The 23392-nt window shown below is 59.2% G+C and carries 19 protein-coding genes; 6 read left to right on the plus strand and 13 right to left on the minus strand.

Going from position 1 to position 23392, the window contains the following annotated elements:
* Window positions 1-287: 287 nt before the first annotated feature.
* The 3 genes from ACIOMO_RS13820 (at window position 288) to ACIOMO_RS13830 (ending at window position 3495) form a co-directional block, all read left to right on the plus strand.
* Window positions 288-1877, plus strand: coding sequence for a hypothetical protein (locus ACIOMO_RS13820; RefSeq protein WP_401241340.1), 1590 nt, complete (start codon window positions 288-290; stop codon window positions 1875-1877).
* A 129-nt stretch (window positions 1878-2006) separates the two neighbouring features.
* The gene (locus ACIOMO_RS13825) at window positions 2007-2312 is read left to right on the plus strand and encodes a PsiF family protein (RefSeq protein ID WP_053116829.1); all 306 of its coding nucleotides are present in this window, start codon (window positions 2007-2009) and stop codon (window positions 2310-2312) included.
* A gap of 169 nt (window positions 2313-2481) precedes the next feature.
* On the plus strand, window positions 2482-3495 hold the full coding sequence (locus ACIOMO_RS13830) for an AI-2E family transporter (protein ID WP_053116830.1): 1014 nt from the start codon (window positions 2482-2484) through the stop codon (window positions 3493-3495).
* Window positions 3496-3615: 120 nt separating this feature from the next.
* Here ACIOMO_RS13830 and ACIOMO_RS13835 read toward each other — a convergent pair whose 3' ends face one another.
* Complete coding sequence (locus ACIOMO_RS13835; protein WP_401241343.1) at window positions 3616-4884, minus strand: Hsp70 family protein; 1269 nt, start codon at window positions 4882-4884, stop codon at window positions 3616-3618.
* 292 nt (window positions 4885-5176) lie between these two features.
* Between ACIOMO_RS13835 and ACIOMO_RS13840 the strand changes: the two genes are divergently transcribed.
* A complete protein-coding gene (locus ACIOMO_RS13840) occupies window positions 5177-6127 on the plus strand; it encodes a DnaJ C-terminal domain-containing protein (protein WP_053116833.1) in 951 nt (316 codons plus the stop codon).
* A 23-nt stretch (window positions 6128-6150) separates the two neighbouring features.
* The gene (locus tag ACIOMO_RS13845) at window positions 6151-6456 is read left to right on the plus strand and encodes a chaperone modulator CbpM (RefSeq protein ID WP_401241346.1); all 306 of its coding nucleotides are present in this window, start codon (window positions 6151-6153) and stop codon (window positions 6454-6456) included.
* 5 nt (window positions 6457-6461) lie between these two features.
* Here ACIOMO_RS13845 and ACIOMO_RS13850 read toward each other — a convergent pair whose 3' ends face one another.
* Window positions 6462-7589 carry a sensor histidine kinase gene (locus tag ACIOMO_RS13850; protein ID WP_401241348.1) on the minus strand — a complete coding sequence of 376 codons (1128 nt, stop codon included), beginning with the start codon at window positions 7587-7589 and terminating at the stop codon, window positions 6462-6464.
* Window positions 7590-7814: 225 nt separating this feature from the next.
* Between ACIOMO_RS13850 and ACIOMO_RS13855 the strand changes: the two genes are divergently transcribed.
* Window positions 7815-12905, plus strand: coding sequence for an NEL-type E3 ubiquitin ligase domain-containing protein (locus ACIOMO_RS13855; RefSeq protein ID WP_401241350.1), 5091 nt, complete (start codon window positions 7815-7817; stop codon window positions 12903-12905).
* 50 nt (window positions 12906-12955) lie between these two features.
* On the opposite strand, the gene ureC is transcribed toward ACIOMO_RS13855, so the two are convergent.
* The 11 genes from ureC to urtA form a co-directional block, all read right to left on the minus strand.
* Window positions 12956-14656, minus strand: a complete 1701-nt coding sequence (gene ureC, locus ACIOMO_RS13860; RefSeq protein ID WP_053116837.1) for an urease subunit alpha — start codon at window positions 14654-14656, stop codon at window positions 12956-12958.
* Between the two features lie 156 nt (window positions 14657-14812).
* Window positions 14813-15118, minus strand: a complete 306-nt coding sequence (locus ACIOMO_RS13865; RefSeq protein WP_159815229.1) for an urease subunit beta — start codon at window positions 15116-15118, stop codon at window positions 14813-14815.
* Complete coding sequence (locus tag ACIOMO_RS13870) at window positions 15118-15651, minus strand: GNAT family N-acetyltransferase (RefSeq protein ID WP_053116839.1); 534 nt, start codon at window positions 15649-15651, stop codon at window positions 15118-15120. The genes ACIOMO_RS13865 and ACIOMO_RS13870 overlap by 1 nt, the downstream gene beginning before the upstream one ends.
* A gap of 5 nt (window positions 15652-15656) precedes the next feature.
* Window positions 15657-16190, minus strand: coding sequence for a GNAT family N-acetyltransferase (locus tag ACIOMO_RS13875; RefSeq protein WP_400648035.1), 534 nt, complete (start codon window positions 16188-16190; stop codon window positions 15657-15659).
* Window positions 16191-16199: 9 nt separating this feature from the next.
* Window positions 16200-16502 carry an urease subunit gamma gene (gene ureA, locus ACIOMO_RS13880; RefSeq protein ID WP_008085431.1) on the minus strand — a complete coding sequence of 101 codons (303 nt, stop codon included), beginning with the start codon at window positions 16500-16502 and terminating at the stop codon, window positions 16200-16202.
* Window positions 16503-16725: 223 nt separating this feature from the next.
* Window positions 16726-17565: an urease accessory protein UreD gene (locus tag ACIOMO_RS13885; protein ID WP_401241355.1), complete on the minus strand. Its 840-nt coding sequence runs from the start codon at window positions 17563-17565 to the stop codon at window positions 16726-16728.
* Between the two features lie 43 nt (window positions 17566-17608).
* Window positions 17609-18307, minus strand: coding sequence for an urea ABC transporter ATP-binding subunit UrtE (urtE, locus tag ACIOMO_RS13890; RefSeq protein ID WP_053116875.1), 699 nt, complete (start codon window positions 18305-18307; stop codon window positions 17609-17611).
* A gap of 140 nt (window positions 18308-18447) precedes the next feature.
* Window positions 18448-19317, minus strand: coding sequence for an urea ABC transporter ATP-binding protein UrtD (gene urtD / locus ACIOMO_RS13895; protein ID WP_401241359.1), 870 nt, complete (start codon window positions 19315-19317; stop codon window positions 18448-18450).
* The gene (gene urtC / locus ACIOMO_RS13900) at window positions 19314-20393 is read right to left on the minus strand and encodes an urea ABC transporter permease subunit UrtC (RefSeq protein WP_159813567.1); all 1080 of its coding nucleotides are present in this window, start codon (window positions 20391-20393) and stop codon (window positions 19314-19316) included. The genes urtD and urtC overlap by 4 nt, the downstream gene beginning before the upstream one ends.
* Window positions 20393-21895 (minus strand): urea ABC transporter permease subunit UrtB, encoded by a 1503-nt coding sequence (gene urtB, locus ACIOMO_RS13905; RefSeq protein WP_401241362.1) that lies wholly within the window; start codon window positions 21893-21895, stop codon window positions 20393-20395. Before urtB ends, urtC begins: the two co-directional genes overlap by 1 nt.
* 143 nt (window positions 21896-22038) lie before the next feature.
* A complete protein-coding gene (urtA, locus tag ACIOMO_RS13910; protein ID WP_053116878.1) occupies window positions 22039-23304 on the minus strand; it encodes an urea ABC transporter substrate-binding protein in 1266 nt (421 codons plus the stop codon).
* Window positions 23305-23392: the final 88 nt, after the last annotated feature.

Below are 23392 nucleotides of genomic sequence, written 5' to 3' on the forward strand. Positions count from 1 at the left end.
GGTGAAAAGTGCTGCATAACATTGTTTGGGAAATTTTTGAGAGGGCGCTGTAAAACCGTCGAGAAATCACCCGGCATGTAGCCGCAGCCGTACAACAAGGATGAAAACCGATGATTCGCAGACCCCCCTCCAATGGCACCGTGAGAGTCGATGCTCCTGCGCCGGGTTCGCGCCCGGGCAGTCCGGTACCACGACCTGACTCACCCCCCCGTATAACTGTTGAATTCTTTCCCGGGGCGAACCGCTCTCCGACGCCGGGGACAAGTCACGCACCCGGTAGCGCCGACGTGAATTTGCCGACACCTGAGCTATCGGTAACGATCGGCGATTTGGTCATCGGCACCGGACAACCGGCAGGGGCATCATTGCCTCGCCCTCTGAGTGAATATCAGGTGGTCAAGGTTGCGAAGTTACCGACGGCCGATGCCGACGGGTTACGAACGCTCAATGGCCGGCAGTACGTTGACGTCGAATACGTCGGGGTTGTGCATGTCGTCAAGGATCCTGTCATCGGGCAATACCGTGCCAAGCTGTTGAGGGAGTCAGTCGCTTCCGGCCCGATACTTTTACACGATCCCGACAGCAAACTTTGGTATCCGTATGTGGGGGAGGCGACGCAACTGCAAGAAATCGCGCATCTCTATTCGGATTTTGTCGACATGGCCTTCAATCCGGATGTTCCTGATGCAGAACGATTTGATTTTTTGCGCGGTTTGCAATGGCTTGCGGCGTATCCAAAAGACAACTTTCTCTGGAAGGCGCTGGCGGAGGCCAACGTGGCGGGCGACTGGGCCGCCAGTCAACAGACGATAAAAAGCGTAGAAGCGCTGCCGGATCTGCAGAGATTGATGACGCCCGAGCAGTTCGAAGTCCTGACTGAACGGATGTTCACCGCAGAACGACTGGTGCCGCTGACCGAATTCGAGCGAAATCTGGGCGCTTATGCGCGCAATCTGGAGCAGACCGGGCGGTTCGACGACTACGATTCGTTGCAGCTTGCCACCCGAGAGGCACGGGCGATCCCGGAAGAATTACAGGAGCTGCGTGACACGTTTCGAGAACACGGCACCGTGGAGCAACCGCAGCGGCAAGAGCCAACCGAGGTAACAGCGCAAGTGATGTCCAATCTACAACAGGCCCAGCGAGCTATCTATCGCGCCAAGGAGCTGTTGCCGATGTCGGGTAATCAGTTGCCAAGCATTTTTGAGAAAGGCGGGGCGGGCATCGCGAAGATCAAGAGCCTTCGAAAATATAATGCGGTGACCCAGGAATTCACCGCCGATATGAGCATTGCCGAACATGCGCAAAAAGCCATTGAAATAAAGAGTGGCAACTGTTCGGAAAACTCCAAAGTGGTGTTTTCGATTCTTGCCAATCAACCGAGAACGTCTCCGATTCATATCGTCCAGGCGACGTTGACTGATGTCGGAGGTTCGCAAGTTGACCACCAGTATGTGCTGATCGGCGATCTTGACGGAAAACCTTCCGACCTGGTTGTCGCCGATTCCTGGGTAGAATTCCCGGCAGCCCACACAGTTGACAAAGGCAAGTTCAATTTCAAGTTGCCTGCGCTCGAGACCCTGGAACCAGGCCCTGCTGTCGCAGAGTACGGTTTCATCAACGATACCGCGCCGGGGCCCGCCATGCTTCCAGTCGTCGTTGAAGACAGTACGATCCGAGAGCTGAAGATCAGCAAAATGCACAAAAACGGCTATGCCGAGTGGATCTCTCTGGAGACGCTGGGCTCCACTTATCATATGCCGGGTGAGGTGCCGGTTTCGTTCGAGAAGTTGCCACTTTCCGCGATTGAGCAGCGAAGCGCTGCATATGAACGATTCAGGGCGATTTTCAGGTCGGATACCAACGCTACGCAATGATCCAGTTGGGAGAAACCCCTGAGGCATTCTTCGGGTGTGGCCCACGGGTGATGAGGAAGGTGTAACAGCCTTTGTCTACACTCCACAGCGAGGCCGCATCCATCGGTGCGGCGACAAGGAGAAAACTCCATGAAGATGTTGCGTGTGCCTTTGTTGATGATTGGTTTGCTCCTGTGTTCCCAGGGCTTCGCCGCCACGGCGCAGCAAAACAAAATGACCACCTGCAATGCCGATGCGACCGCCAAGAGCCTCAAGGGCGATGAGCGCAAAACCTTCATGAGCACTTGCCTCAAGGCAACGCCTGCGGCTAACGACGGCAAGCAACTGACCCCGCAGCAGCAAAAAATGACCACCTGCAACGCCGATGCGAAAACCAAAGCGCTGACCGGCGATGCGCGTAAGGCGTTTATGAGTGATTGCCTGAAGAAAAAATAAGAGCAAAAGATCGCAGCCTGCGGCAGCTCCTACCTGAGACCGCGATCCTGTAGGAGCTGCCGCAGGCTGCGATCTTTTAGGCGCGACGAGGCACCCGGGCCTGTGCTCGCTTCGGCGCCGGAACGCTGGCAGACTGCCCATCCTTTTACGCCGTTCGTTTTGAGGCTGTATGCCAACGTTTTCTGAGCGTCATGTAGTGTTCTGGGTCAGTTGCATCATCATTTTCGGCGGATTGCTGCTGGTGCTGCCGCTGCGCTTGTTGCCGAGCCTGCTCGCCGGCTTGTTGGTGTTCGAGCTGGTCAACATGCTCACCCCGCAATTGCAGCGGTTGATCGAAGGCCGCCGTGCACGGTGGCTGGCGGTGGCGTTGCTGGGGACGTTGGTGGTCAGTGTGCTGGCGCTGCTCTTTGCCGGCGCGATCAGTTTCCTGTTGCACGAAGCGGAAAACCCGGGCGCCTCACTGGATAAATTCATGGGCGTGGTGGATCGTGCGCGCGGGCAACTGCCGCCGTTCATCGACGCCTACCTGCCTGCCAGCGCCGGTGAATTCCGCGTGGCGATTGGCGAATGGATGAGCAAGCATCTCTCCGAGCTGCAACTGGTCGGCAAGGATGCAGCGCACATGTTCGTGACGCTGCTGATCGGCATGGTGCTCGGCGCGATCATCGCCCTGCAGCGCGTGCCGGACGTCACCAAACGCAAACCGCTGGCGGCGGCGCTGTTCGACCGTCTGCACCTGCTGGTTCAAGCGTTTCGCAATATCGTTTTCGCGCAGATCAAAATTGCCTTGCTCAACACCTTCTTCACCGGGATCTTCCTCGCGGTGATCCTGCCGATGTTCGGCGTGAAACTGCCGTTGACCAAAACCCTGATCGTGCTGACCTTCCTGCTCGGTCTGCTGCCGGTAATTGGCAACCTGATTTCCAACACGCTGATCACCATCGTCGGCCTGTCGCTGTCGATCTGGGTGGCGGTGGCGGCGTTGGGTTATCTGATCGTTATCCACAAACTTGAATACTTCCTGAATGCGCGCATTGTCGGCGGGCAGATCAGTGCCAAGTCGTGGGAGTTGCTGCTGGCGATGCTGGTGTTCGAGGCCGCGTTCGGCCTGCCGGGGGTGGTGGCGGGGCCGATTTATTACGCGTATTTGAAGAGTGAGTTGAAGCTGGGTGGGATGGTTTAACAGCAGCTTCGAGTTGCAAGCTGCGAGCTACAAGTAAAAGCAGAAGCCAGAGCCGCAGTGGCTCTTGCTTTTGCTCTTACTTGCCGCTTGCCGCTTGCCGCTTAAAGCTTGCAACTGCCGTTAAACGCCATAGCGTTTGCGGGCTTCAATCGCCAAACCACTACCAATGCTGCCAAAGATATTCCCTTCAACATGCCGCGCGTTCGGCAGCATCGCCGAGACGCTGTTGCGCAGCGCCGGAATACCGCTCGAACCACCCGTGAAGAACACCGTGTCGACCTGATCGACCGCCACTCCGGCATCGTTCAACAGCTGCGTAACACTGCCGCGTACCCGCTCCAGCAGCGCATCGATCGCCGATTCAAACAGCGCGCGGCTCAATTCCACGCTCAATCCGGCCTCGATCCGATCCAGCGGCACATGGCGGCTGTCGGTGTGGGTCAGCTGGATCTTGGTTTCTTCGACTTCCATCGCCAACCAGTGGCCGGCGCGCTGTTCAATCAACTTGAACAGGCGATCGATACCGCCGGTGTCTTCGATGTCGTAACGCATGCTGCCCAGCGCCAGGCTGGATTTCTGCGAGTACACCGAGTTGATGGTGTGCCAGGTCGCCAGGTTCATGTGGTGGCTGGTCGGCATGTAGGCGCCGCTCTTCATGCGGCTGCCGTAGCCGAACAGCGGCATCAGGCCTTGCAGGCTCAGCTGTTTGTCGAAGTCGGTACCGCCGATGTGCACGCCGCCGGTGGCGAGGATGTCATCGTGTCGGTTGTCGTAACCACGACGCTCGGGCGACAGGCGCACCAGCGAGAAGTCAGAGGTACCACCGCCGATGTCGACGATCAGCACCAGCTCTTCTTTTTCGATGGTCGACTCGTAATCGAAGGCCGCAGCGATTGGTTCGTACTGGAACGACACTTCCTTGAAACCGATCTTTTTGGCTACGTCGACCAAAGTGTCTTCAGCTTCCTGGTCAGCCAGAGGATCGTCATCGACGAAGAACACCGGACGACCCAGCACCACTTGCTCGAATTCCCGACCGGCGGCGGTTTCGGCGCGGCTCTTCAACTGGCCAATGAACAGACCGAGCAAGTCCTTGAACGGCATCGCCGTGCCGAGAACGCTGGTGTCGTGCTTGATCAGTTTGGAACCGAGCAGGCTTTTCAACGAGCGCATCAGTCGGCCTTCATAGCCTTCCAGGTACTCGTGCAGTGCCAGACGACCGTAAACCGGGCGGCGCTCCTCGATGTTGAAGAAGACCACCGACGGCAGGGTGATCTTGTCGTCTTCCAGCGCGATCATCGTTTCCATGCCGGGGCGCAGCCAGCCGACGGTGGAGTTGGACGTGCCGAAGTCGATGCCGCAGGCACGGGCTGGAGAGGCGTCTTTCATGTCTTTCGGTTCCGGTCAAAAAAACGGCCGCGCAGTGTATGTCAGTGCGCGCCAGAATCGAAGGCCGGTCATCAGCTATTTCGCGACTAAACTGGTTGAAAATCGCAGCTTCGCCCCAAACTTGCTGGCATGGGCCGGCAGAACCACCGGCGGTCACAAGAACCGCCGTCCACTGCCGATAAACTTCTGCTGCGCCACCCGGTCACAACTTTGAGATCGGTCAACCTGGCACGCGCGAATCGGCGCATGCTTGGCAACGGCGCGAAATCGATAACGGATGGTGATTCCTTCAATGGACTTCAAAGACTATTACAAGATCCTCGGCGTGGAGCCGACAGCAGACGACAAGGCAATCAAGGCTGCCTATCGCAAGCTGGCGCGCAAATACCACCCCGATGTCAGCAAGGAAAAAGACGCCGAAGAGAAATTCAAGGACGCGTCGGAAGCCTATGAAGCGCTGAAAAGCGCCGACAAACGTGCCGAGTACGACGAGCTGCGCCGTTATGGCCAGCACGGTCAGCCGTTCCAGGGGCCACCGGGCTGGCAGAGCCGTGGCGGCTTTGGTGGCGGCGGTCAGGACACCGGCGACTTCTCGGACTTTTTCAGTTCGATCTTCGGCAATCGCGGCCCCGGTTTCGGTGGCGGTGAAGGTCGGCAACAACGCAGTGCAGGGCGCCGAGGGCAAGACGTGGAAATGGAACTGCCGATCTTCCTCGAGGAGACGCTGTCGAACGAGTCGAAGAAAGTCACCTTCCAGGTGCCGCAATACAACGCCAACGGCCAGCACGTCAGCAACACCACGAAAAGCCTGAACGTGAAGATTCCGGCGGGCGTGACCGACGGCGAGCGTATCCGCCTCAAAGGCCAGGGCGCACCGGGCGCCGGTGGCGGGGCGAATGGCGATCTGTACCTGACCATTCGTTTTGCGCCGCACCCGAAATTCGATGTCGAAGGCGACAACCTGATCATCACGCTGCCGCTGGCACCGTGGGAACTGGCGCTGGGCACCGAAGTGGCCGTGCCGACGCTGACCGGCAAGATCAACCTCAAAGTGCCGGCCGGCAGTCAGAATGGCCAGCGCATGCGCGCCAAAGGACACGGTCTGAAAAACAAGGCTGGCGAACGCGGTTTCCTGTTTGTGCAGCTCAAAGCGGTGATGCCGAAAGCGTCCGACGATGAAGTCAAAGCGCTGTGGCAGGAACTGGCGAACAAAGCCGCCTTCAATCCGCGAGAGAACTTCTAAATTCGACGACGGAGTAGCCCATCATGAGCAGCCCCCTGATCGTTCAACTGGACCTGGCAGAATTCTGTGAGGCGGCCGATCTGTCGGACGTCTACGTGATCGAAATCGTCGAACACGGCATCCTCGAACCTCAGGGCGCGCAGCCCCGGGAATGGCGCTTCACCGACTACGAACTGGCCCTGGCCAAACGCGCCGCGAAGCTGCGGCGCGATCTGGAGCTGGAGTGGGAGGGCGTCGCGCTGGCGCTGGATCTGCTGGAAGAGGTTCGCGAATTGCGCGCCGAGAACCTCATGCTCAAACAACGCCTGGCACGTCTGGTAATCGAATAACCCCCCTACAGGGTTCGCGGTAACACTACGCTAAACCGCGTGCCGTCAGCCTCACTCGAGCTGACTTCAATCGTCCCGCCATGGGCATTGACCACTTCCCTGACAATAAACAGGCCCAATCCGAGACTGGTCGAAGGTTGCCCCAGTTCTTCATCGGCGCTGCGCACCAACGGATCGAAAATCGTCCCTAAAGCATCCTCCGGAATCGGTGTGCCAAAGTTATGCACCGACAGGCACACCGCGTCCGCCTCATCCTGCAGGGTCAGCGTCACCTGTTGCGTGTTCGAACCGTGCTGCAGCGCATTGCCGATCAGGTTTTGCAGCAATTGATCGATACGCCCCGCGTCCCAGTTCCCGCTCATGTCGCCGTGAATATTCAGCACCGGCAAGCATTGCGGATTGCCGGCGCTCGCTTCGGCGATGGCGGCCCGAGCGGCATCGGCCAGATCCATTGAAGTCGGATTGATCGGCAGACTTTTACCGAGACGGCTGCGCACCAGCTCCAGCAAATCACTGACCATCGCCGCCAAGTGCCGGGCGCCGCGCTTGATGTTGTGGGCGCAGGCCAGCGCATCGCCTTCCAGCGCCGCTTTGCGCAACAACAATTCGGTGGACATGCTCACCGCTTGCAGCGGAGCGCGCAGGTCGTGGCCGAGAATCGCCAGAAAGATGTCCCGCGAACGATTGACCTGTTCTGCGTAGGCCGCCGTCGATTCGGCCAATGCTTCATCGATGGCTTCATTGAAACGAATCATGTCCTGAAAGTAGGTCATGTCCGGCGCTTCGAGGCTGTCGACCCAGCGGCGGATCACGCAGGCGCGCAAATGACGAAACTCCGAGGTCATCTGCACCAGATCAAAACCGACGGTGTGGCGCAATTCACCATGGCTGGCGCCGGCCTGATCGAGGCTCGGGGTTTTCTCCGGGCCGTCGCCCTTGGCTTTGGCAGCCTGTTCGTCGGGACTTTGCGGTTTGTTCATGTCGCGGGCGGCGGCCAGCAAAATGGCTTTGGCGTGGTCACGCAAGCCTTCGGCGTCCATGTACTCGGCAGCGGGCGTGATGGTGGCGGCGAACTGCTCCCACTCCGCGACGATGGGATCCACGTTGCACACGATGAACTCGGAAAGACGCATGAGCGGTTACCTGAGCATGAATCGATGGACGGCGATTCGAATATTAGCCCCTCTGGCGAGAATTACACCCCGCTGATGCCCGGCTCCCGGGGTATTTTTTTGGGTGCGGTACATATGTATTTTCGGCTCTTCAATTACTGCGGGATTAAGGGGTTTTCAGCGTTTTGTTGAGCAGGATTTTGGTTTTTTGTTTTTTCTCGCCATCCGTAATCTGAGCCCAGGTTAATGGATGACGAGATGCTCAATATGGATGTAGTGACTAACAAAGTGTCGACAGATAACGGCCCGCATCACGATGAACTAATCGGGCTTATTCCAGAAGCAATCAAACAGGCTCCGCCCCATCGACTTGAAACGCTCAAAGCGAACCTGGACGTTGCGCAACAGTACCCGGCATGGCCGCCAACAGGCCGGCAGCGTTTGAAACAGCTCGTACAAAAACATTGGCAGCTTCAGGGTGAAGTCGATGCATCTCTGAAGCACCTTGAACAGAACATCGAAGGCTTTGCCCGGCCCTTGCTGACCGAGGCCCTGAAAAGCCAACTCAACGTCGATCTGGACGTCGATGCAACGATGCTCAGGCTTTATGTCCCGGACAAAATCATCTTCGGCATCGACCGAGGGGCCGCGCGCTCGCAGCATTCCACATTGCTGGCCGCGGCGTTGCACAATTTCGAGCAGTCGGAAACCGAGGACGGCTATTTTCGCAGCGGCTCCGGTGTGTACGTTGCCGACGCTGACGGCGCGCCTGTACAGCAGGCTGTCACGGTCGGTGAGATTGCCAGCGTCTGCCGCTCGCTGGATATTGGCGCGCAATATCAGCAACACCTCAAGGCGTTGCTGCTCCCCGACGATGTGACAAAACAAGCGACATTAAGACAGCAGTCGATGGCGGTCGAAAAATCCGCGCTGGAAGTTGCGGCGGCCATTGCCGGGATGAATGCGGATCTGGGCATGCACGCTCAGGCCGTCATTAGTGATGTGATCAGCGGACAACGATCGATCAGCTTTCACGGGCGTCCGTTGAAGGCGCATCGTTTGCGGATCATGGGGTTGGAGTTGTCCGGTATTGTGCTGTTCAGTGCCGTTGCAGAAAAAACCGAGATCGAGAAATTCCTGCTGGGGCTTGTATCGCCAGAACTTCAGTTCCTGTTTGACTGGTCGCGGCGTATCCCCGGTCTCAACGATAATCTGTATGAAAAGTACAAGGTGCTCAGTGATGTATTCGCCAATGGACCAGGCGCTGTCACTGACGAAATGTCTCGGCGTAATGACTTCTACGATCAAAGTATTCTGAATGGGCCGTTGGTTGCATACATCCCGGATGATCCGCTGCACCCGTTGAAAGAATACCCGTCACTGACTGCGTTCATGAAAGCCTTGGCCACGCAGTTGCTGGAAAAATCCTACCAACAGTTTTTCAGCCGGTTTGTGGCGCAAAAAGACAAACCGACGTTCTACAAACGCGCTAACGAGCGTCTCAAGGAAATCACCTGGCATCAGCGTGAGCCCCTCGATATGGGGCCTTGGTGGCGCGAAACTCCAGTGGAAAATCCTCATGCAGAACCGATTACCGTGCCCATTCAGGACGGTCTCTGGGAGCATCTGTATCTGCGCAAACGCGACAAGTCGATCAGCGATGCACGACGGATTGCTGTGCCTACGGGAGACGAAGATGCTAAAAGCCGCTGGAACCGACTGATCAGCTATCTGAATTATGGCTGGAACTTCTTCAACTACGTTGTGATGTTGGTACCGGGCGTCGGCGAGGTAATGCTCGGGGTGATGGTCGCCCAGTTACTGGCGGAGTTTGCCGAGGGCATTGAGGACTGGAGTCACGGTGACAAGGAAGAGGCGTGCGCGCACATCAACAGCGTGATCCTCAACTTTGCGCAACTGGGGCTGATGAGCGCCGGCCATGTTCTGCCCAACGGTGCAATAGCAATCAAGCCTTCCCCTTTTATCGACAACCTCAAGTCGGTGTCTTTGGGCGACGGCCGCACGAAAATGTGGAACCCTGATCTCGCGCCTTACGAGCACAAACTCGAGCTGCCTTCCCGTACATGGGCTGACGAGGCCGGGTTGTACCCGTATCAAGGAAAAAGGGTGCTGCAACTGCAGGGCAAGCAGTACGTGTTGAAGGAGGATCCACTTAACGGCCAATTCCGCATGCAGCACCCGAACCGCGCCGATGCGTATGCGCCACAGGTCGAACACAACCGGGCGGGCGCCTGGAAGAGCGAAGTCGACCGCCCGCTTGAGTGGACGCAGGTTCAGCTATTGCGCCGTCTCAATCCGCTGGCCGCCACCCTCAGTGACACAACGCTGACACAAGCGCTTAAAGTCAGCGGTGTTGATGAAGGCGTGCTGCGGCGTCTGCATGTCGAACATGAGCTGCCGCCACCCTTGTTGACCGATACCCTTCATCGCTTCGATCTCTATGACTCGATCAGCCGGTTCGGCGGGCAGATCCGTAACGGTGACATAAGCGATCATCTGACGGGCTATTTGCCGGGGCTGATGACCGAGCTACCGCACTGGCCCGAGTCCAAAGCCATCATGTTGAAAGATCCATTGCCAACCGGTCGAGCGCCGGTGACTTATGGCAACTCTGGCGCCACGCTTGCCGATACCTTGATAGTCACCCAGGAAGAACTTAAAACAGGCCGGTTCGAAAGCCGGGTGCTGGCGTTTCTGGATGAGCCCGAAACCGAAGCGCTGCTCGGCCGTGCCATCTCCACTGACAAAACCGTGCGTATTGAAGCATTGCGTGAAGCGCTGGCGGTGCGGGCCGTCAAGCGCACCTCGCGGGTGTTCGAGTCGCAGTACAAAACCTCGGACGTTTCCGCCGACATTCGCGTGCGCAGATTGCAAAGCGATTACCCCGATTTGCCGTGCAGTGTGATCGAACAAATACTCAAGGACGCTGATCCACAGAATGTGCGCGTGTTCGAAGAGAGCGGGCAGGTTGTCCTCAAACTGCGCCAGCAACTGCGTGCGGCGGGCGTCAAGGTTCGTATGAGTCGCGCCTTTGAAGGGCTTTACCTTGAGCAACTGGACAATGCCGATAGCCGCCGACTGGCACTGCGCTCGCTGGAAACTCTGCCAGGATGGTCGCCTGATGTGCGTATGGAGATCCGCCATGGCTCTTTCACCGGGCAGCTTGAGGCCAGTGTCGGAGAGGCTGACGCACCGATCCGCAAAGTACTGATCGCTGATGAAAATGGCCTCTACAGTGCACGCGATGAGCAAGGGCTGCATTTGCACAGTGCCGAGGATCTTTACAGCGCTGTGTTGCATGCGTTGCCCGATAAACAACGACAGGCACTGGGTTTCGACATTTTCCAGGGAGAACGGCTGAAACATGCGATTCAGCGCTCGCCATTGAGTCACGAACAATTCGAACGGGTGCTGCTGGATAACCCGATTCGCAAGCCTGCCTATGATCCCGAAAACATGCGCCTGCGCGGCGGTATGCAGGGCTATCCGTTGCGACCCGAAGGTTGGTCGGCGCTCAAGCGCCGGGTGGGATCGCTGTATCCTGCCTTCACGGATGCAGAGGTTGAAAGCCTGCTTGGTAGCTTCGGCGCCAATGTGATGGAAAGTCGCGTGGCGGTACTGGAGAAAGAGTTCAGCAGGTTCAACCTGGACTTCCAGCGCTGGTTGAACGGCATGGATCTGATCTATCGTCTCAGCCCTGAAGGCGTGGCGGAGTGGACGTCGCGCAACAGGGTCTATCAGCTTCTGCGTCAAAGCTGGCAGCGCACCGGCCCTGCGGGGCCTCCTGCACGGGGAGTTATCCGGGCCCAGGCGCTTGTGCTCGATGGTCTGCCGATGGATCGTCATCTTGAGACAATGCCCGCGCTAAGCGCCAGCTTTGACCACGTCACCTCCTTAAGCTTGCGAAACGGCCAGATACGCCCCAACCAACTATCTTTTCTCGGCGGATTTCGCCAGTTGCGCGACCTCGATTTGTTGAAGAACCGCTTGAGCGATTTTCCGCAGGTCATCAGTTCCATGCCGCATCTGCGTATGCTGATGCTTTCGGATAATCAGATCACATTGACCTTGGAGAGCGCTGCCCGGCTGCGCTCGATGAGCCGGCTGCATGTGCTGAAGCTTGACGGGAATCCGCTCGGATTGGTTCCGGATATCAGTCAGATGCCGGCTTTGCTGGTACTGACACTGGACAGCACGGGCATTGATACGTGGCCGGTGGGGCTGTTCGCTAAACAACGACCGCGAAACCTGTTCCTGGATTTGCGCCATAACCAGATCAGTGAGCTTCCGGATGTCGCACCGGGTTCGGTTTACGCTGAATTGATTGCGCGAACCAAAGTGAGCCGCGAGCCTTATTTCCTGTCGGCGGAAAATCTGGAGAAGCTCAAGCAATATATCGAGTCAGTCGGGCTCGATCCGGATCGCCCCTATCCGTCGTGGGGAACCGTCGACAGCTCGGCCTGGGATGAGGGCATCAGCGAGGCTGAATGGAATGCGCGTCAACCATTCTGGGATGAAGTGGAGGATGAGTTCGGCTCCGAGCCATTCTTCAACGAGCTGCGCAAGCTGACGACTTCAGCCGACTTCCGTGCGACGGATCCGAGCTATCGAGCTGACCTCACGGCCAAGGTCTGGCGAATGATTTTCGCCATGAACGAGAACACTGTACTGCGCGAGAGAATTTTCGCCGAGGCCGTCGCCTCCACAACCTGTGCGGATGCCGGTGCGCAGTTTTTCAATGCGATGGGCGTCGAGGTACTGGTGCATGAGGCGTACGGGCTGATCAACACTGATCTGGTTGAGGCCGAACTGGTTTCGCTGGCGCGGGGTAAGTCGCGCCTCGACGAGTTGGGGCAGATCGCCCGGCAGCGTGTGGCTGACCGCTTGGAAGCCGGCGAAACATTTCGCCGCGAGGATGCCGACGGAGTCACCGGCAGCATCGATGAAGTGGAGGTTCATATGGCCTACATGACCGATCTGGCCGACCGCCTGGATCTACCGTGGCAGTCGCGCGGTATGTTGTTCCGCAACGTCGCCGGCGTCACCGAGAAGATGATTGAGGATGCTTATCAGCGAGTGATCGCGCTGGAGGAGGGAGAGTTGCTGGCGCCACGAATCCTTGAACAGCCTTTTTGGCAGCAGTTCCTCAAGCGTACGTACCGCAAAGAGTTCGATGAGTTGCTGACCTCTCTCAAGGATGAGGACGATATGGCGCAATTTGAAGCGTTGCAAACGCTGGAGAAAACCCTGACGCAAAAAGCGATAGATCGGGCGAAGCTGCAGACGGTTTATCCGCCGTTCACGGTGAAACCGTAAACAGGCCTGGAGGCGCGATAACGCCTCCAGGCTTTTTTTGCTGCTGTGGCTTAAAACAGAAAGTAACGCTGCGCCATCGGCAGCGTTTCCGCCGGTTCACACCATAGCAATACGCCGTCGGCCTTGACCTGATACGTCTGCGGGTCGACGTCAATGTTCGGTAGGTAATCGTTGTGGATCAGATCGGTTTTCTGCACATCGCGACAACCTTTGACCACAGCGATTTTTTTCTTCAAGCCCAGCGCTTCGGGCAACCCGGCGTCGTGTGCAGCCTGGCTGATGAAGGTCAGGCTGGTGGCGTGCAGCGAGCCACCGTAACTGGCGAACATCGGGCGGTAGTGCACCGGTTGCGGCGTCGGAATCGAAGCGTTGGCGTCGCCCATCAAACTGGCGGCAATCGCACCACCCTTGAGAATCAGCGTCGGTTTCACGCCGAAAAACGCCGGACGCCAAAGCACCAGGTCGGCCCATTTGCCGACTTCAATCGAGCCGACTTCGTGGCTGATGCCGTGGGTGATCGCCGGGTTGATCGTGTACTTGGCGATGTAGCGTTTGGCGCGGAAGTTATCGTTGCCTGCGCCGTCCTGCGGCAGTGGGCCGCGCTGTTTTTTCATTTTGTCGGCGGTCTGCCAGGTGCGCGTGATGACTTCGCCGACGCGGCCCATGGCTTGACTGTCGGAGCTGATCATCGAGAACGCGCCGAGGTCATGAAGGATGTCTTCGGCGGCAATCGTTTCGCGACGGATGCGGCTTTCGGCGAACGCGACATCTTCGGCAATGCTTGGGTCGAGGTGATGGCAGACCATCAACATGTCGAGGTGTTCGTCGATGGTGTTGCGCGTGAACGGTCGCGTCGGGTTGGTCGAGCTCGGCAGCACGTTGGGGAAGCCGCAGGCCTTGATGATGTCCGGCGCGTGACCGCCACCGGCACCTTCGGTGTGGTAGGTGTGGATGGTGCGACCCTTGAATGCGCCGAGGGTGGTTTCGACGAAACCGGATTCGTTGAGGGTATCGGTGTGGATCGCCACCTGCACGTCGAATTGATCGGCAACGGTCAGGCAGTTATCGATGCTCGCCGGGGTGGTGCCCCAGTCTTCGTGCAACTTGAGGCCGATGGCGCCGGCCTTGACCTGCTCGATCAGCGGTTCCGGCAGGCTGGCGTTGCCCTTGCCGGTGAGGCCGATGTTCATCGGGAAGGCGTCGGCGGCCTGAAGCATGCGCGCCAGGTGCCAAGGGCCCGATGTGCACGTTGTGGCGTTGGTGCCAGTGGCCGGGCCGGTGCCGCCGCCGATCATGGTGGTGACGCCGCTCATCAGCGCCTCTTCAATCTGCTGTGGGCAGATAAAGTGGATGTGCGTGTCGATGCCCCCGGCGGTGAGGATCATGCCTTCACCGGCGATGACTTCGGTGCCGGCGCCGATGGCGATGGTCACGTTGGGCTGCACGTCCGGGTTACCGGCCTTGCCGATCGCGGCGATGCGCCCATCCTTGAGGCCGACGTCGGCTTTGACGATGCCCCAGTGGTCGATGATCAGCGCGTTGGTGATCAGCGTGTCGACCACTTCGGCGGCCAATAACTGGCTCTGGCCCTGACCGTCGCGGATGACTTTGCCGCCACCGAATTTCACTTCTTCGCCGTAGGTGGTGAAGTCTTTTTCGACCTCGATCCACAGCTCTGTATCGGCCAGGCGCACCTTGTCGCCGACGGTGGGGCCGAACATGTCGGCGTAGGCTTGACGGGAAATCTTCATGCGGCGTCCTTCAGGAAAATAGTGGTGAGCCATAGACCCTCACCCTAGCCCTCTCCCAGAGGGAGAGGGGACTGTTCGCGGTGGGTCGGCTATCGGTGATCGGCTCCCTCTCCCTCGGGAGAGGGCTGGGGTGAGGGGCAGCGGTGCACGCAGATGTCAGAGATCACCCATGACTCTTCCGGCAAACCCAAACACCCGCCGATGCCCCGCATAATCCACCAACTCCACCTCACGACTCTGCCCCGGCTCAAAACGCACCGCCGTCCCCGCCGGAATATTCAGGCGCATGCCCCGGCTGGCTGCGCGATCAAACGCCAGCGCGTCGTTGGTTTCAAAAAAGTGATAGTGCGACCCCACCTGAATCGGCCGGTCGCCGCTGTTGGCGACTTTCAGGCTGATGGTGCGGCGATCGACGTTGAGTTCGATGTCGCCGGGCTGGATCTGGTACTCGCCAGGAATCATCACTGGGCTCCTTGCAGAATCTTGTAATAGAGGGCGGTCGGCCGATAGGTGCCGTTCGGGTCGCAGGCGTAATCGGGGATGGCACCCGCGCGGGTGTAACCCAATGCCTGATAGAAATTTTCGGCGGGCGAGCCCGCTTCGGTGTCGAGGTAGAGCATGCCGCGCTTGTGCTTCGGCGCTTCGAGTTCCAGAGCGCTCATCAATTGCTGACCGAGGCCGCGACGCCGTGCGTCTTCGCGCACCAGCAGTTTCTGCACCTCGGCACGGTTCAAGCCGTTGGCCTTCTGACACAGACCCAACTGCACACTGGCCAGCACTTCTTCGTCTTTGACCACCACCCAGAGCAACACGCTGCCCTTGTTGACGTTGTCCTGAACCTCATCGAAATATGCGCGCGCCTGCACCGCATCGAGGTCGGCCATGAAACCGACGCTGGCGCCATAACCCACTGCGTCGAGCAGCAAATCGATCAGGCCCTGACGGTAGTGGGCAAAACTTTCAGCATTGACGCGGCGCAGTTGGGCGGCGTTCATCGGTGTCACTCCTTGATGGCTTCAGGCGGCTCCGCGCCAGGATTGAGGGTCAGTTGCATGAATGTCAGGTCGAGCCAGCGGCCGAACTTGGTGCCGACTTGCGGCATCTGCCCGGTGGTGATGAAACCGGCGCGCTCGTGCAGACGAATCGAAGCAGCGTTGCCGCTTTCGATGGCGGCGACCATCACGTGCTTGTCGCAGGTCTTCGCCCGTTCGATCAGCACAGTCATCAGTTGCGGGCCGAGGCCGTTGCCGCGTTGGTCGCTGCGCACATACACCGAGTGCTCGACGGTGTGGCGGAAACCGTCGAACGGCCGCCAGTCACCGAACGAAGCGTAGCCGAGCACAGTGTTGTCGGCGTCGACGATCACCAGAATCGGATAGGCCTGTGCCTGACGCGCGCTGAACCACGCCTGGCGGTTGCCGAGGTCGACGGCTTGTTCATTCCAGATCGCCGTGGTGTTGAGCACGGCGTCGTTGTAGATGTCGCGGATCGCCGGCAGATCGGCGTGAACGGCGTCGCGAATGGAGTAAGTCATGGCGCGGCCTCAGACGATCGGTTGGTGGACGGTGACCAGTTTGGTGCCGTCGGGGAACGTCGCTTCGACCTGAATCTCCGGGATCATTTCCGGGATGCCTTCCATCACTTGTTCGCGGCTGAGCAGGGTAGTGCCGAAGTGCATCAACTCGGCGACGGTCCGACCGTCACGCGCGCCTTCGAGCAGCGCAGCGGAGATGTAGGCCATGGCTTCCGGGTAATTGAGTTTCACGCCGCGCGCCAAACGCCGCTCGGCGACGAGGCCGGCGGTGAAGATCAGCAGCTTGTCTTTTTCGCGTGGGGTCAGGTCCATTGTGGGGTTCCATCAGGGCAGATTTGTGAGGTTCTTGCGGGTGTGGGCTGCCAGTTGGAGCAGCCCCTCACCCTAGCCCTCTCCCGAGGGAGAGGGGACTGATCTCGGTTGTTTTCAATGGCCGGTTCAGTCAGCAGAATTCGTTCAGGCAGTTAAAATCATTTCAATCGACTCGGTCAGGCTCCCTCTCCCTCCGGGAGAGGGCGGGGGGTGAGGGTTGCTTTCAGGTGCTCCATATTCTCGGTGACACCGCTTCGCGGCCCAGCAGGGCCGGGCGTAGCAAGCGCCATAAATCGATCAGCCACGCACGGGCGAGCAATGCTTCGTTAGCCAGACACCGGGCAACCAACAGCCCCGGCAATTGCGTCAAATCCCCGCGCACGTCATGCCCCAGCGAACGACAACGCTCCAGCAACTCAGCATCAATCTCACCGGTGACCAACAACGTCGCAAACACCGGATGACCATCCAGCCCGATCGGCGAATCAAGCAAACCGTCGTCACCGACAATGCGCTGGCGCTCATGCCAGAGCAATCGGCCGTCGCGGCGGATATCCAGATGCGCCTGAAAATGCCCGCGATCAAAACGCTCACCACTGGCCGGGCGACCCAACGCCACCACGTCCCAATAAAACAACCGCGCGTCACCTTCAAGATCAATCGAAGTGCTCAGTTCAGCCTGGGCGGCGCTGTAGACGATGGTTTCCTGCGGCAGCCATTCCAGCGTCGCGCCGGCCGCCACTTTAAAGTCGAGTTTCTGATAAGCCGGGCCACCGGCGCGATACCACTTGGCCGCGCCTGGGCTGGTGATCTGCGCCCAGGCCTGTTGCTCGACGCGCACGCTGATGTCGAGGCGATCACCGCCAGCAATCCCGCCTGGCGGGTGGACGATGATGTGCTGGCAGACCTCGGGGCCTTCGGCGTACAGGTGCTTTTGCACGCGCAGCGGGCCGAGGTGCCGGCGCTGAACCGGACGTGTGCAATCGCCGAAACGCGCGTAAGCGAGTTCCAGCTCGGCGTGCCAGCTCGGGGTAAACAGGGCAGGTGAAACAGTCGAATTCATGGTTTGTAATTATCGTTAGGAAGCTACAGATTAGATCGTTGCCTTAGATCGTGACCAGCCCGCGCACGCCTTCGGCCTCCATATTTTCGCCGCGACCCTGCTGCACGATCTCGCCCCGGGACATCACCAGATACTGATCGGCCAGCTCCGCCGCGAAGTCGTAGAACTGCTCGACCAGCAAAATCGCCATGTCGCCGCGCGCCGCGAGTTTCTTGATCACCGCGCCGATCTCCTTGATCACCGAGGGTTGAATGCCTTCGGTGGGCTCATCGAGTATCAATAAACGCGGACGGCTGGCCAATGCGCGACCAATCGCCAATTGCTGTTGCTGACCGCCGGAGAGGTCACCGCCGCGACGCTGCTTCATTTGTAGCAGCACCGGGAACAATTCATAAATGAAACTTGGCACTTCTTTGGCTTCACTGCCGGGAAACCGCGACAGGCCCATCAACAGATTTTCCTCAACGGTCAGGCGGCCGAAGATTTCCCGACCTTGCGGCACGTAAGCGATTCCGGCGTGAACCCGTTGATGCGGCTTGAACGTGGTGATCGGTTTGCCTTCCCAATTCACTGCGCCTTCTTTGGCGGGCAGCAGGCCCATCAGGCATTTGAGCAGGGTGGTTTTGCCGACGCCGTTGCGCCCGAGCAGGCAGGTGACTTCGCCGACTTTCACGTCGAACGAGAGACCGCGCAGGATGTGGCTACCGCCGTAGTACTGGTGCAGCTTGTCGACTTGCAGCATGTCCAAAATCTCCCCCGGTGATCGTTCCCACGCTCTGCGTGGGAACGCATCCCGTGACGCTCCGCGTCACATAACGGCGGACGCAGAGCGTCCATGGCGGCATTCCCACGCAGAGCCTGGGAACGATCTATTCGCAAACCTTAGCGGCCGAGGTAAACCTCGATCACGCGCTCGTTTTCCTGCACTTGCTCAAGCGAGCCTTCCGCCAGCACGCTGCCCTGGTGCAACACGGTCACATGGTCAGCAATCGAGCCGACAAACCCCATGTCATGCTCCACCACCATCAGCGAATGCTTGCCCGCCAGGCTCTTGAACAACTCAGCGGTGAACTCGGTTTCCGCATCGGTCATCCCCGCCACCGGCTCATCGAGCAGGAGCAACTGCGGATCCTGCATCAGCAACATGCCGATCTCGAGAAACTGCTTCTGCCCGTGGGACAACAACCCTGCCGGGCGTTTGACCGAGGTGGTCAGGCGAATCGTCTCCAGCACTTCGCTGATGCGATCCTTCTGCTCACCACTTAACCGCGCACGCAAACTGGCCCAGACCGACTTGTCGGTTTTCTGCGCCAGTTCGAGGTTTTCAAACACGCTCAAAGCCTCGAACACTGTCGGCTTCTGAAACTTGCGACCGATGCCGGCCTGAGCGATTTGCACTTCGCTCATTTGCGTCAGATCCAGCGTTTCCCCGAACCACGCCTTGCCGTGACTCGGTCGGGTCTTGCCGGTGATCACGTCCATCAGCGTGGTCTTGCCCGCACCGTTGGGGCCGATGATGCAGCGCAACTCGCCGACGCCGATGTACAGATTCAGATTGTTCAGTGCGCGAAAGCCATCGAAGCTGACGCTGATGTCTTCGAGTGTGAGGATGGTGCCGTGACGTGTGTCGAGGCCCGGGCCGACGCGTTGGCCGAGGCCGATCGAGTCGCGGCTGGTGCCGGCGTCCTTGTTCGGTTCGACAGGGAAAAAGGCTGGCTCCAACATGAATTCCGCGTTCGCCGTGACTCTCATTGTTCACCTCGTTTCTTCAGCAGGCCGATCACGCCTTTGGGCAGGTACAGCGTCACGACGATGAACAGCGCGCCGAGGAAGAACAGCCAGTATTCCGGGAACGCCACGGTGAACCAGCTCTTCATGCCGTTGACCACACCGGCACCGAGCAACGGGCCGATCAGCGTGCCGCGCCCGCCAAGAGCCACCCAGACCGCCGCTTCAATCGAGTTGGTCGGCGACATTTCGCTCGGGTTGATGATCCCGACTTGCGGCACATACAACGCGCCGGCCAGACCACACAACACCGCACTCAACACCCACACGAACAACTTGAAACCGCGCGGGTCGTAGCCACAGAACATCAAGCGGTTTTCCGCATCGCGCAACGCGGTCAGCACGCGACCGAACTTGCTCTGCGCCAGGCGCCAGCCGATAAACAGGCTCGCCACCAGCAACAACACCGTGGCCAGAAACAGCACCGCGCGGGTGCCCGGTTCAGTGATGCCGAAACCGAGAATCGTGCGGAAATTGGTGAAACCATTGTTGCCACCAAACCCGGTCTCGTTGCGGAAAAACAGGAGCATGCCGGCGAAGGTCAGGGCCTGGGTCATGATCGAGAAATACACGCCTTTGATCCGCGAACGGAAGGCGAAGAAACCGAACACCAGCGCCAGCAAACCCGGCGCCAACACCACCAGACACATCGCCCAGACGAAGCTGCTGGTGCCGGTCCAGTACCACGGCAATTCGCTCCACGACAGGAAGGTCATGAACGCCGGCAGACCATCGCCGGCAGCCTGACGCATCAGGTACATGCCCATCGCATAACCGCCAAGGGCGAAGAACAGACCGTGACCCAGCGAGAGCAAACCGGCGTAACCCCAGACCAGATCCAGCGCCAGTGCGACGATGGCGTAGCAGAGGATTTTGCCCACCAGCGTCAGGGTGTACGCCGAGATGTGCAGCGCATTGTCGGGCGACAACAACGACAGCAGCGGCAGGGCGATCAGCAGGGCGAGGATTACCGCACCGATGGCAATGGTGACTTTCGGCCCGGCCTTTTGCGTGGCCGTGACTAACAGAGGCTGGTTCATCAGTCGATCACCCGTCCTTTCAGTGCGAAGAGGCCTTGCGGACGTTTCTGGATAAACAGAATGATCAGCGCGAGGATCAGGATCTTGCCGAGCACCGCACCGATCTGCGGTTCGAGAATTTTGTTGGCGATGCCGAGGCCGAATGCTGCGAGCACGCTACCGGCCAACTGGCCAACGCCGCCGAGCACCACCACCAGGAACGAGTCGATGATGTAGCTCTGACCGAGGTCGGGGCCGACGTTGCCGATCTGGCTCAGCGCCACACCGCCGAGGCCGGCGATGCCCGAGCCGAGGCCGAAAGCGAGCATGTCGACGCGACCGGTCGGCACACCGCAGCAAGCCGCCATGTTGCGGTTCTGGGTAACGGCGCGGACGTTCAGGCCCAAGCGCGTTTTGTTCAGCAGCAACCAGGTCAGCACGACGACGAACAGTGCGAACGCGATGATGACGATGCGGTTGTACGGCAGCACCAGATTCGGCAGCACTTGAATACCGCCGGACAGCCACGCCGGGTTGGCGACTTCAACGTTCTGCGCGCCGAACAACAGGCGCACCAGTTGAATCAGCATCAGGCTGATGCCCCACGTGGCGAGCAATGTTTCCAGTGGTCGGCCATAGAGATGACGAATCACCGTGCGCTCCAGCGCCATGCCGATCGCCGCTGTGACGAAGAACGCCACTGGCAGCGCGATCAACGGATAAAACTCGATGGCTTGCGGTGCGTAGCGCTGGAACATCAACTGCACCACATACGTCGAGTAGGCGCCGAGCATCAACATCTCGCCGTGGGCCATGTTGATCACGCCGAGCAGGCCGAAGGTGATGGCCAGACCGAGCGCGGCCAACAGCAGGATCGAGCCAAGGGACATGCCGCTAAAGGCCTGACCGAGGATCTCACCGATCAGCAGTTTGCGTTTGACCTGGGCGAGGCTGGTTTCGGCGGCGGTGCGCACCGTGGCATCAGCTTCGACGCCGGGTTCGAGCAAACCTTCGAGGCGCGTACGGGCCAGTGGATCGCCGGTTTCGCCGAGCAATCTCACCGCGGCGAGGCGCACGGCGGGGTCAGTGTCGACCAGTTGCAGATTGGCCAGCGCCAGGCTCAGGGCGGCGTGGACGTTGTCATCTTTTTCGCCAGCGAGTTGCTGGTCGAGGAATTTCAGCTGCGCGGGTTTCGCGCTTTTCTGCAATTGCTGCGCGGCAGTCAGACGGATTTTGGCGTCGGCGGCGAGCAATTGATGGCTGGCCATCGCGGTGTCGATCAGACCCCGCAGGCGATTGTTCAGGCGCAGGGTTTTTGGCTGGCCATCGATGGTCAACTCGCCTTGTTGCAGGGCGTTGATCAGTTCGATACGCGCCGGATCGGGCTGCGCGGCCCAGGTTTCCAGCAGCTTGGCCTGTTGCACGGGATTGGCCGCGACGAAGTCTTCGGCATCGCCGGCGTGGGCGAGCATTGGCAGCAACAGTGCGATGGCGAGAAGCAAGCGGTGTATGGCAGTGCGCATATGCGTGGCCTTGCGTAGTGATCGTTCCCACGCTCCGCGTGGGAATGCAGCCCGGGACGCTCCGCGTCCCCAAAGCGGACGCAGAGCGTCCGTTGAGGCATGCCCACGCAGAGCGTGGGAACGATCAGGTTGAGCGGGATAACTCAGTTGCTCTTCACCGCATAATCCGGCTTCTTGTCGTTGCCCTGAATGAACGGGCTCCACGGTTGCGCACGGATCGGCCCTTCGGTCTGCCACACGACGTTGAACTGACCATCGGCCTGAATCTCGCCGATCATCACCGGTTTGTGCAGGTGGTGATTGGTCTTGTCCATGGTCAGCGTGTAGCCCGATGGCGCCGCAAAGGTTTGCCCGGCCAGCGCCTCACGCACCTTGTCGACGTCAGTGGATTTGGCTTTTTCAACTGCCTGCGCCCACATGTGGATACCGACGTAAGTGGCTTCCATCGGGTCGTTGGTCACGGCTTTGTCCGCGCCCGGCAGGTTGTGTTTCTTCGCGTAGGCTTTCCAGTCAGCGACGAATTTCTTGTTCGCCGGGTTCTCGACGGATTCGAAGTAGTTCCACGCCGCGAGGTTGCCCACCAGTGGTTTGGTGTCGATGCCGCGCAGTTCTTCTTCGCCGACCGAGAACGCCACGACTGGTACGTCGGTGGCTTTCAAACCCTGGTTGGCCAGCTCTTTATAGAACGGCACGTTGGAGTCGCCGTTGACGGTCGAGATGACCGCAGTCTTGCCACCGGCGGAGAATTTTTTGATGTTGGCGACGATGGTTTGATAGTCGCTGTGGCCGAACGGCGTGTAGACCTCTTCGATGTCCTTGTCGGCAACGCCTTTGGAATGCAGGAACGAACGCAGGATTTTGTTGGTGGTGCGCGGATAAACGTAATCGGTGCCGAGGAGGAAGTAGCGTTTGGCGCTGCCGCCTTCTTCGCTCATCAAATATTCCACCGCCGGGATCGCTTGCTGGTTCGGCGCGGCGCCGGTGTAGAAGACGTTCGGCGACATCTCTTCGCCTTCGTATTGCACCGGGTAGAACAGCAGACCGTTGAGCTCTTCGAACACCGGCAGCACCGATTTACGTGACACGGAGGTCCAGCAGCCGAACACCACGGCAACCTTGTCTTGCGTCAGCAACTGCCGGCCTTTCTCGGCGAACAGCGGCCAGTTCGATGCCGGGTCAACCACCACCGGCTCAAGCATCTTGCCGTTGACGCCGCCCTTGGCGTTGATCTCGTCGATGGTCATCAGCGCCATGTCTTTGAGCGACGTTTCGGAGATCGCCATGGTGCCGGACAACGAATGCAGAATCCCGACCTTGATGGTCTCGGCGGCCTGGACAGTCCAGGTCATGCCCATCGCGGCAATCGATGCCGTGAGTGTGAAAGCCTTGATCAAACTGCGACGCTTCATTGTGCGATCTCCATGAACATTTGAAGTTTTTTTGGTTGGCAGATGCGGACGACTGAAGGCTGTTTTGCAAGGGCTGTGCCCGGTCGGG

Origin of the sequence: Pseudomonas sp. NPDC087804 (assembly GCF_044742965.1) — a bacterium.
Lineage (GTDB): Bacteria > Pseudomonadota > Gammaproteobacteria > Pseudomonadales > Pseudomonadaceae > Aquipseudomonas > Aquipseudomonas rustica.

What these genes read in the sequence shown, in the direction of transcription:
- urtD (WP_401241359.1), bottom strand. Translation starts at nt 19,317, where the DNA reads ATGAGAGTCACGGCGAACGCGGAATTCATGTTGGAGCCAGCCTTTTTC.
- ACIOMO_RS13850 (WP_401241348.1), bottom strand. Translation starts at nt 7,589, where the DNA reads ATGCGTCTTTCCGAGTTCATCGTGTGCAACGTGGATCCCATCGTCGCG.
- ACIOMO_RS13865 (WP_159815229.1), bottom strand. Translation starts at nt 15,118, where the DNA reads ATGATTCCTGGCGAGTACCAGATCCAGCCCGGCGACATCGAACTCAAC.
- urtC (WP_159813567.1), bottom strand. Translation starts at nt 20,393, where the DNA reads ATGAACCAGCCTCTGTTAGTCACGGCCACGCAAAAGGCCGGGCCGAAA.
- ACIOMO_RS13825 (WP_053116829.1), top strand. Translation starts at nt 2,007, where the DNA reads ATGAAGATGTTGCGTGTGCCTTTGTTGATGATTGGTTTGCTCCTGTGT.
- ureC (WP_053116837.1), bottom strand. Translation starts at nt 14,656, where the DNA reads ATGAAGATTTCCCGTCAAGCCTACGCCGACATGTTCGGCCCCACCGTC.
- ureA (WP_008085431.1), bottom strand. Translation starts at nt 16,502, where the DNA reads ATGGACCTGACCCCACGCGAAAAAGACAAGCTGCTGATCTTCACCGCC.
- ACIOMO_RS13855 (WP_401241350.1), top strand. Translation starts at nt 7,815, where the DNA reads ATGGATGACGAGATGCTCAATATGGATGTAGTGACTAACAAAGTGTCG.
- ACIOMO_RS13835 (WP_401241343.1), bottom strand. Translation starts at nt 4,884, where the DNA reads ATGAAAGACGCCTCTCCAGCCCGTGCCTGCGGCATCGACTTCGGCACG.
- ACIOMO_RS13885 (WP_401241355.1), bottom strand. Translation starts at nt 17,565, where the DNA reads ATGAATTCGACTGTTTCACCTGCCCTGTTTACCCCGAGCTGGCACGCC.
- ACIOMO_RS13830 (WP_053116830.1), top strand. Translation starts at nt 2,482, where the DNA reads ATGCCAACGTTTTCTGAGCGTCATGTAGTGTTCTGGGTCAGTTGCATC.
- urtB (WP_401241362.1), bottom strand. Translation starts at nt 21,895, where the DNA reads ATGCGCACTGCCATACACCGCTTGCTTCTCGCCATCGCACTGTTGCTG.
- ACIOMO_RS13840 (WP_053116833.1), top strand. Translation starts at nt 5,177, where the DNA reads ATGGACTTCAAAGACTATTACAAGATCCTCGGCGTGGAGCCGACAGCA.
- urtA (WP_053116878.1), bottom strand. Translation starts at nt 23,304, where the DNA reads ATGAAGCGTCGCAGTTTGATCAAGGCTTTCACACTCACGGCATCGATT.
- ACIOMO_RS13870 (WP_053116839.1), bottom strand. Translation starts at nt 15,651, where the DNA reads ATGAACGCCGCCCAACTGCGCCGCGTCAATGCTGAAAGTTTTGCCCAC.
- urtE (WP_053116875.1), bottom strand. Translation starts at nt 18,307, where the DNA reads ATGCTGCAAGTCGACAAGCTGCACCAGTACTACGGCGGTAGCCACATC.
- ACIOMO_RS13875 (WP_400648035.1), bottom strand. Translation starts at nt 16,190, where the DNA reads ATGACTTACTCCATTCGCGACGCCGTTCACGCCGATCTGCCGGCGATC.
- ACIOMO_RS13845 (WP_401241346.1), top strand. Translation starts at nt 6,151, where the DNA reads ATGAGCAGCCCCCTGATCGTTCAACTGGACCTGGCAGAATTCTGTGAG.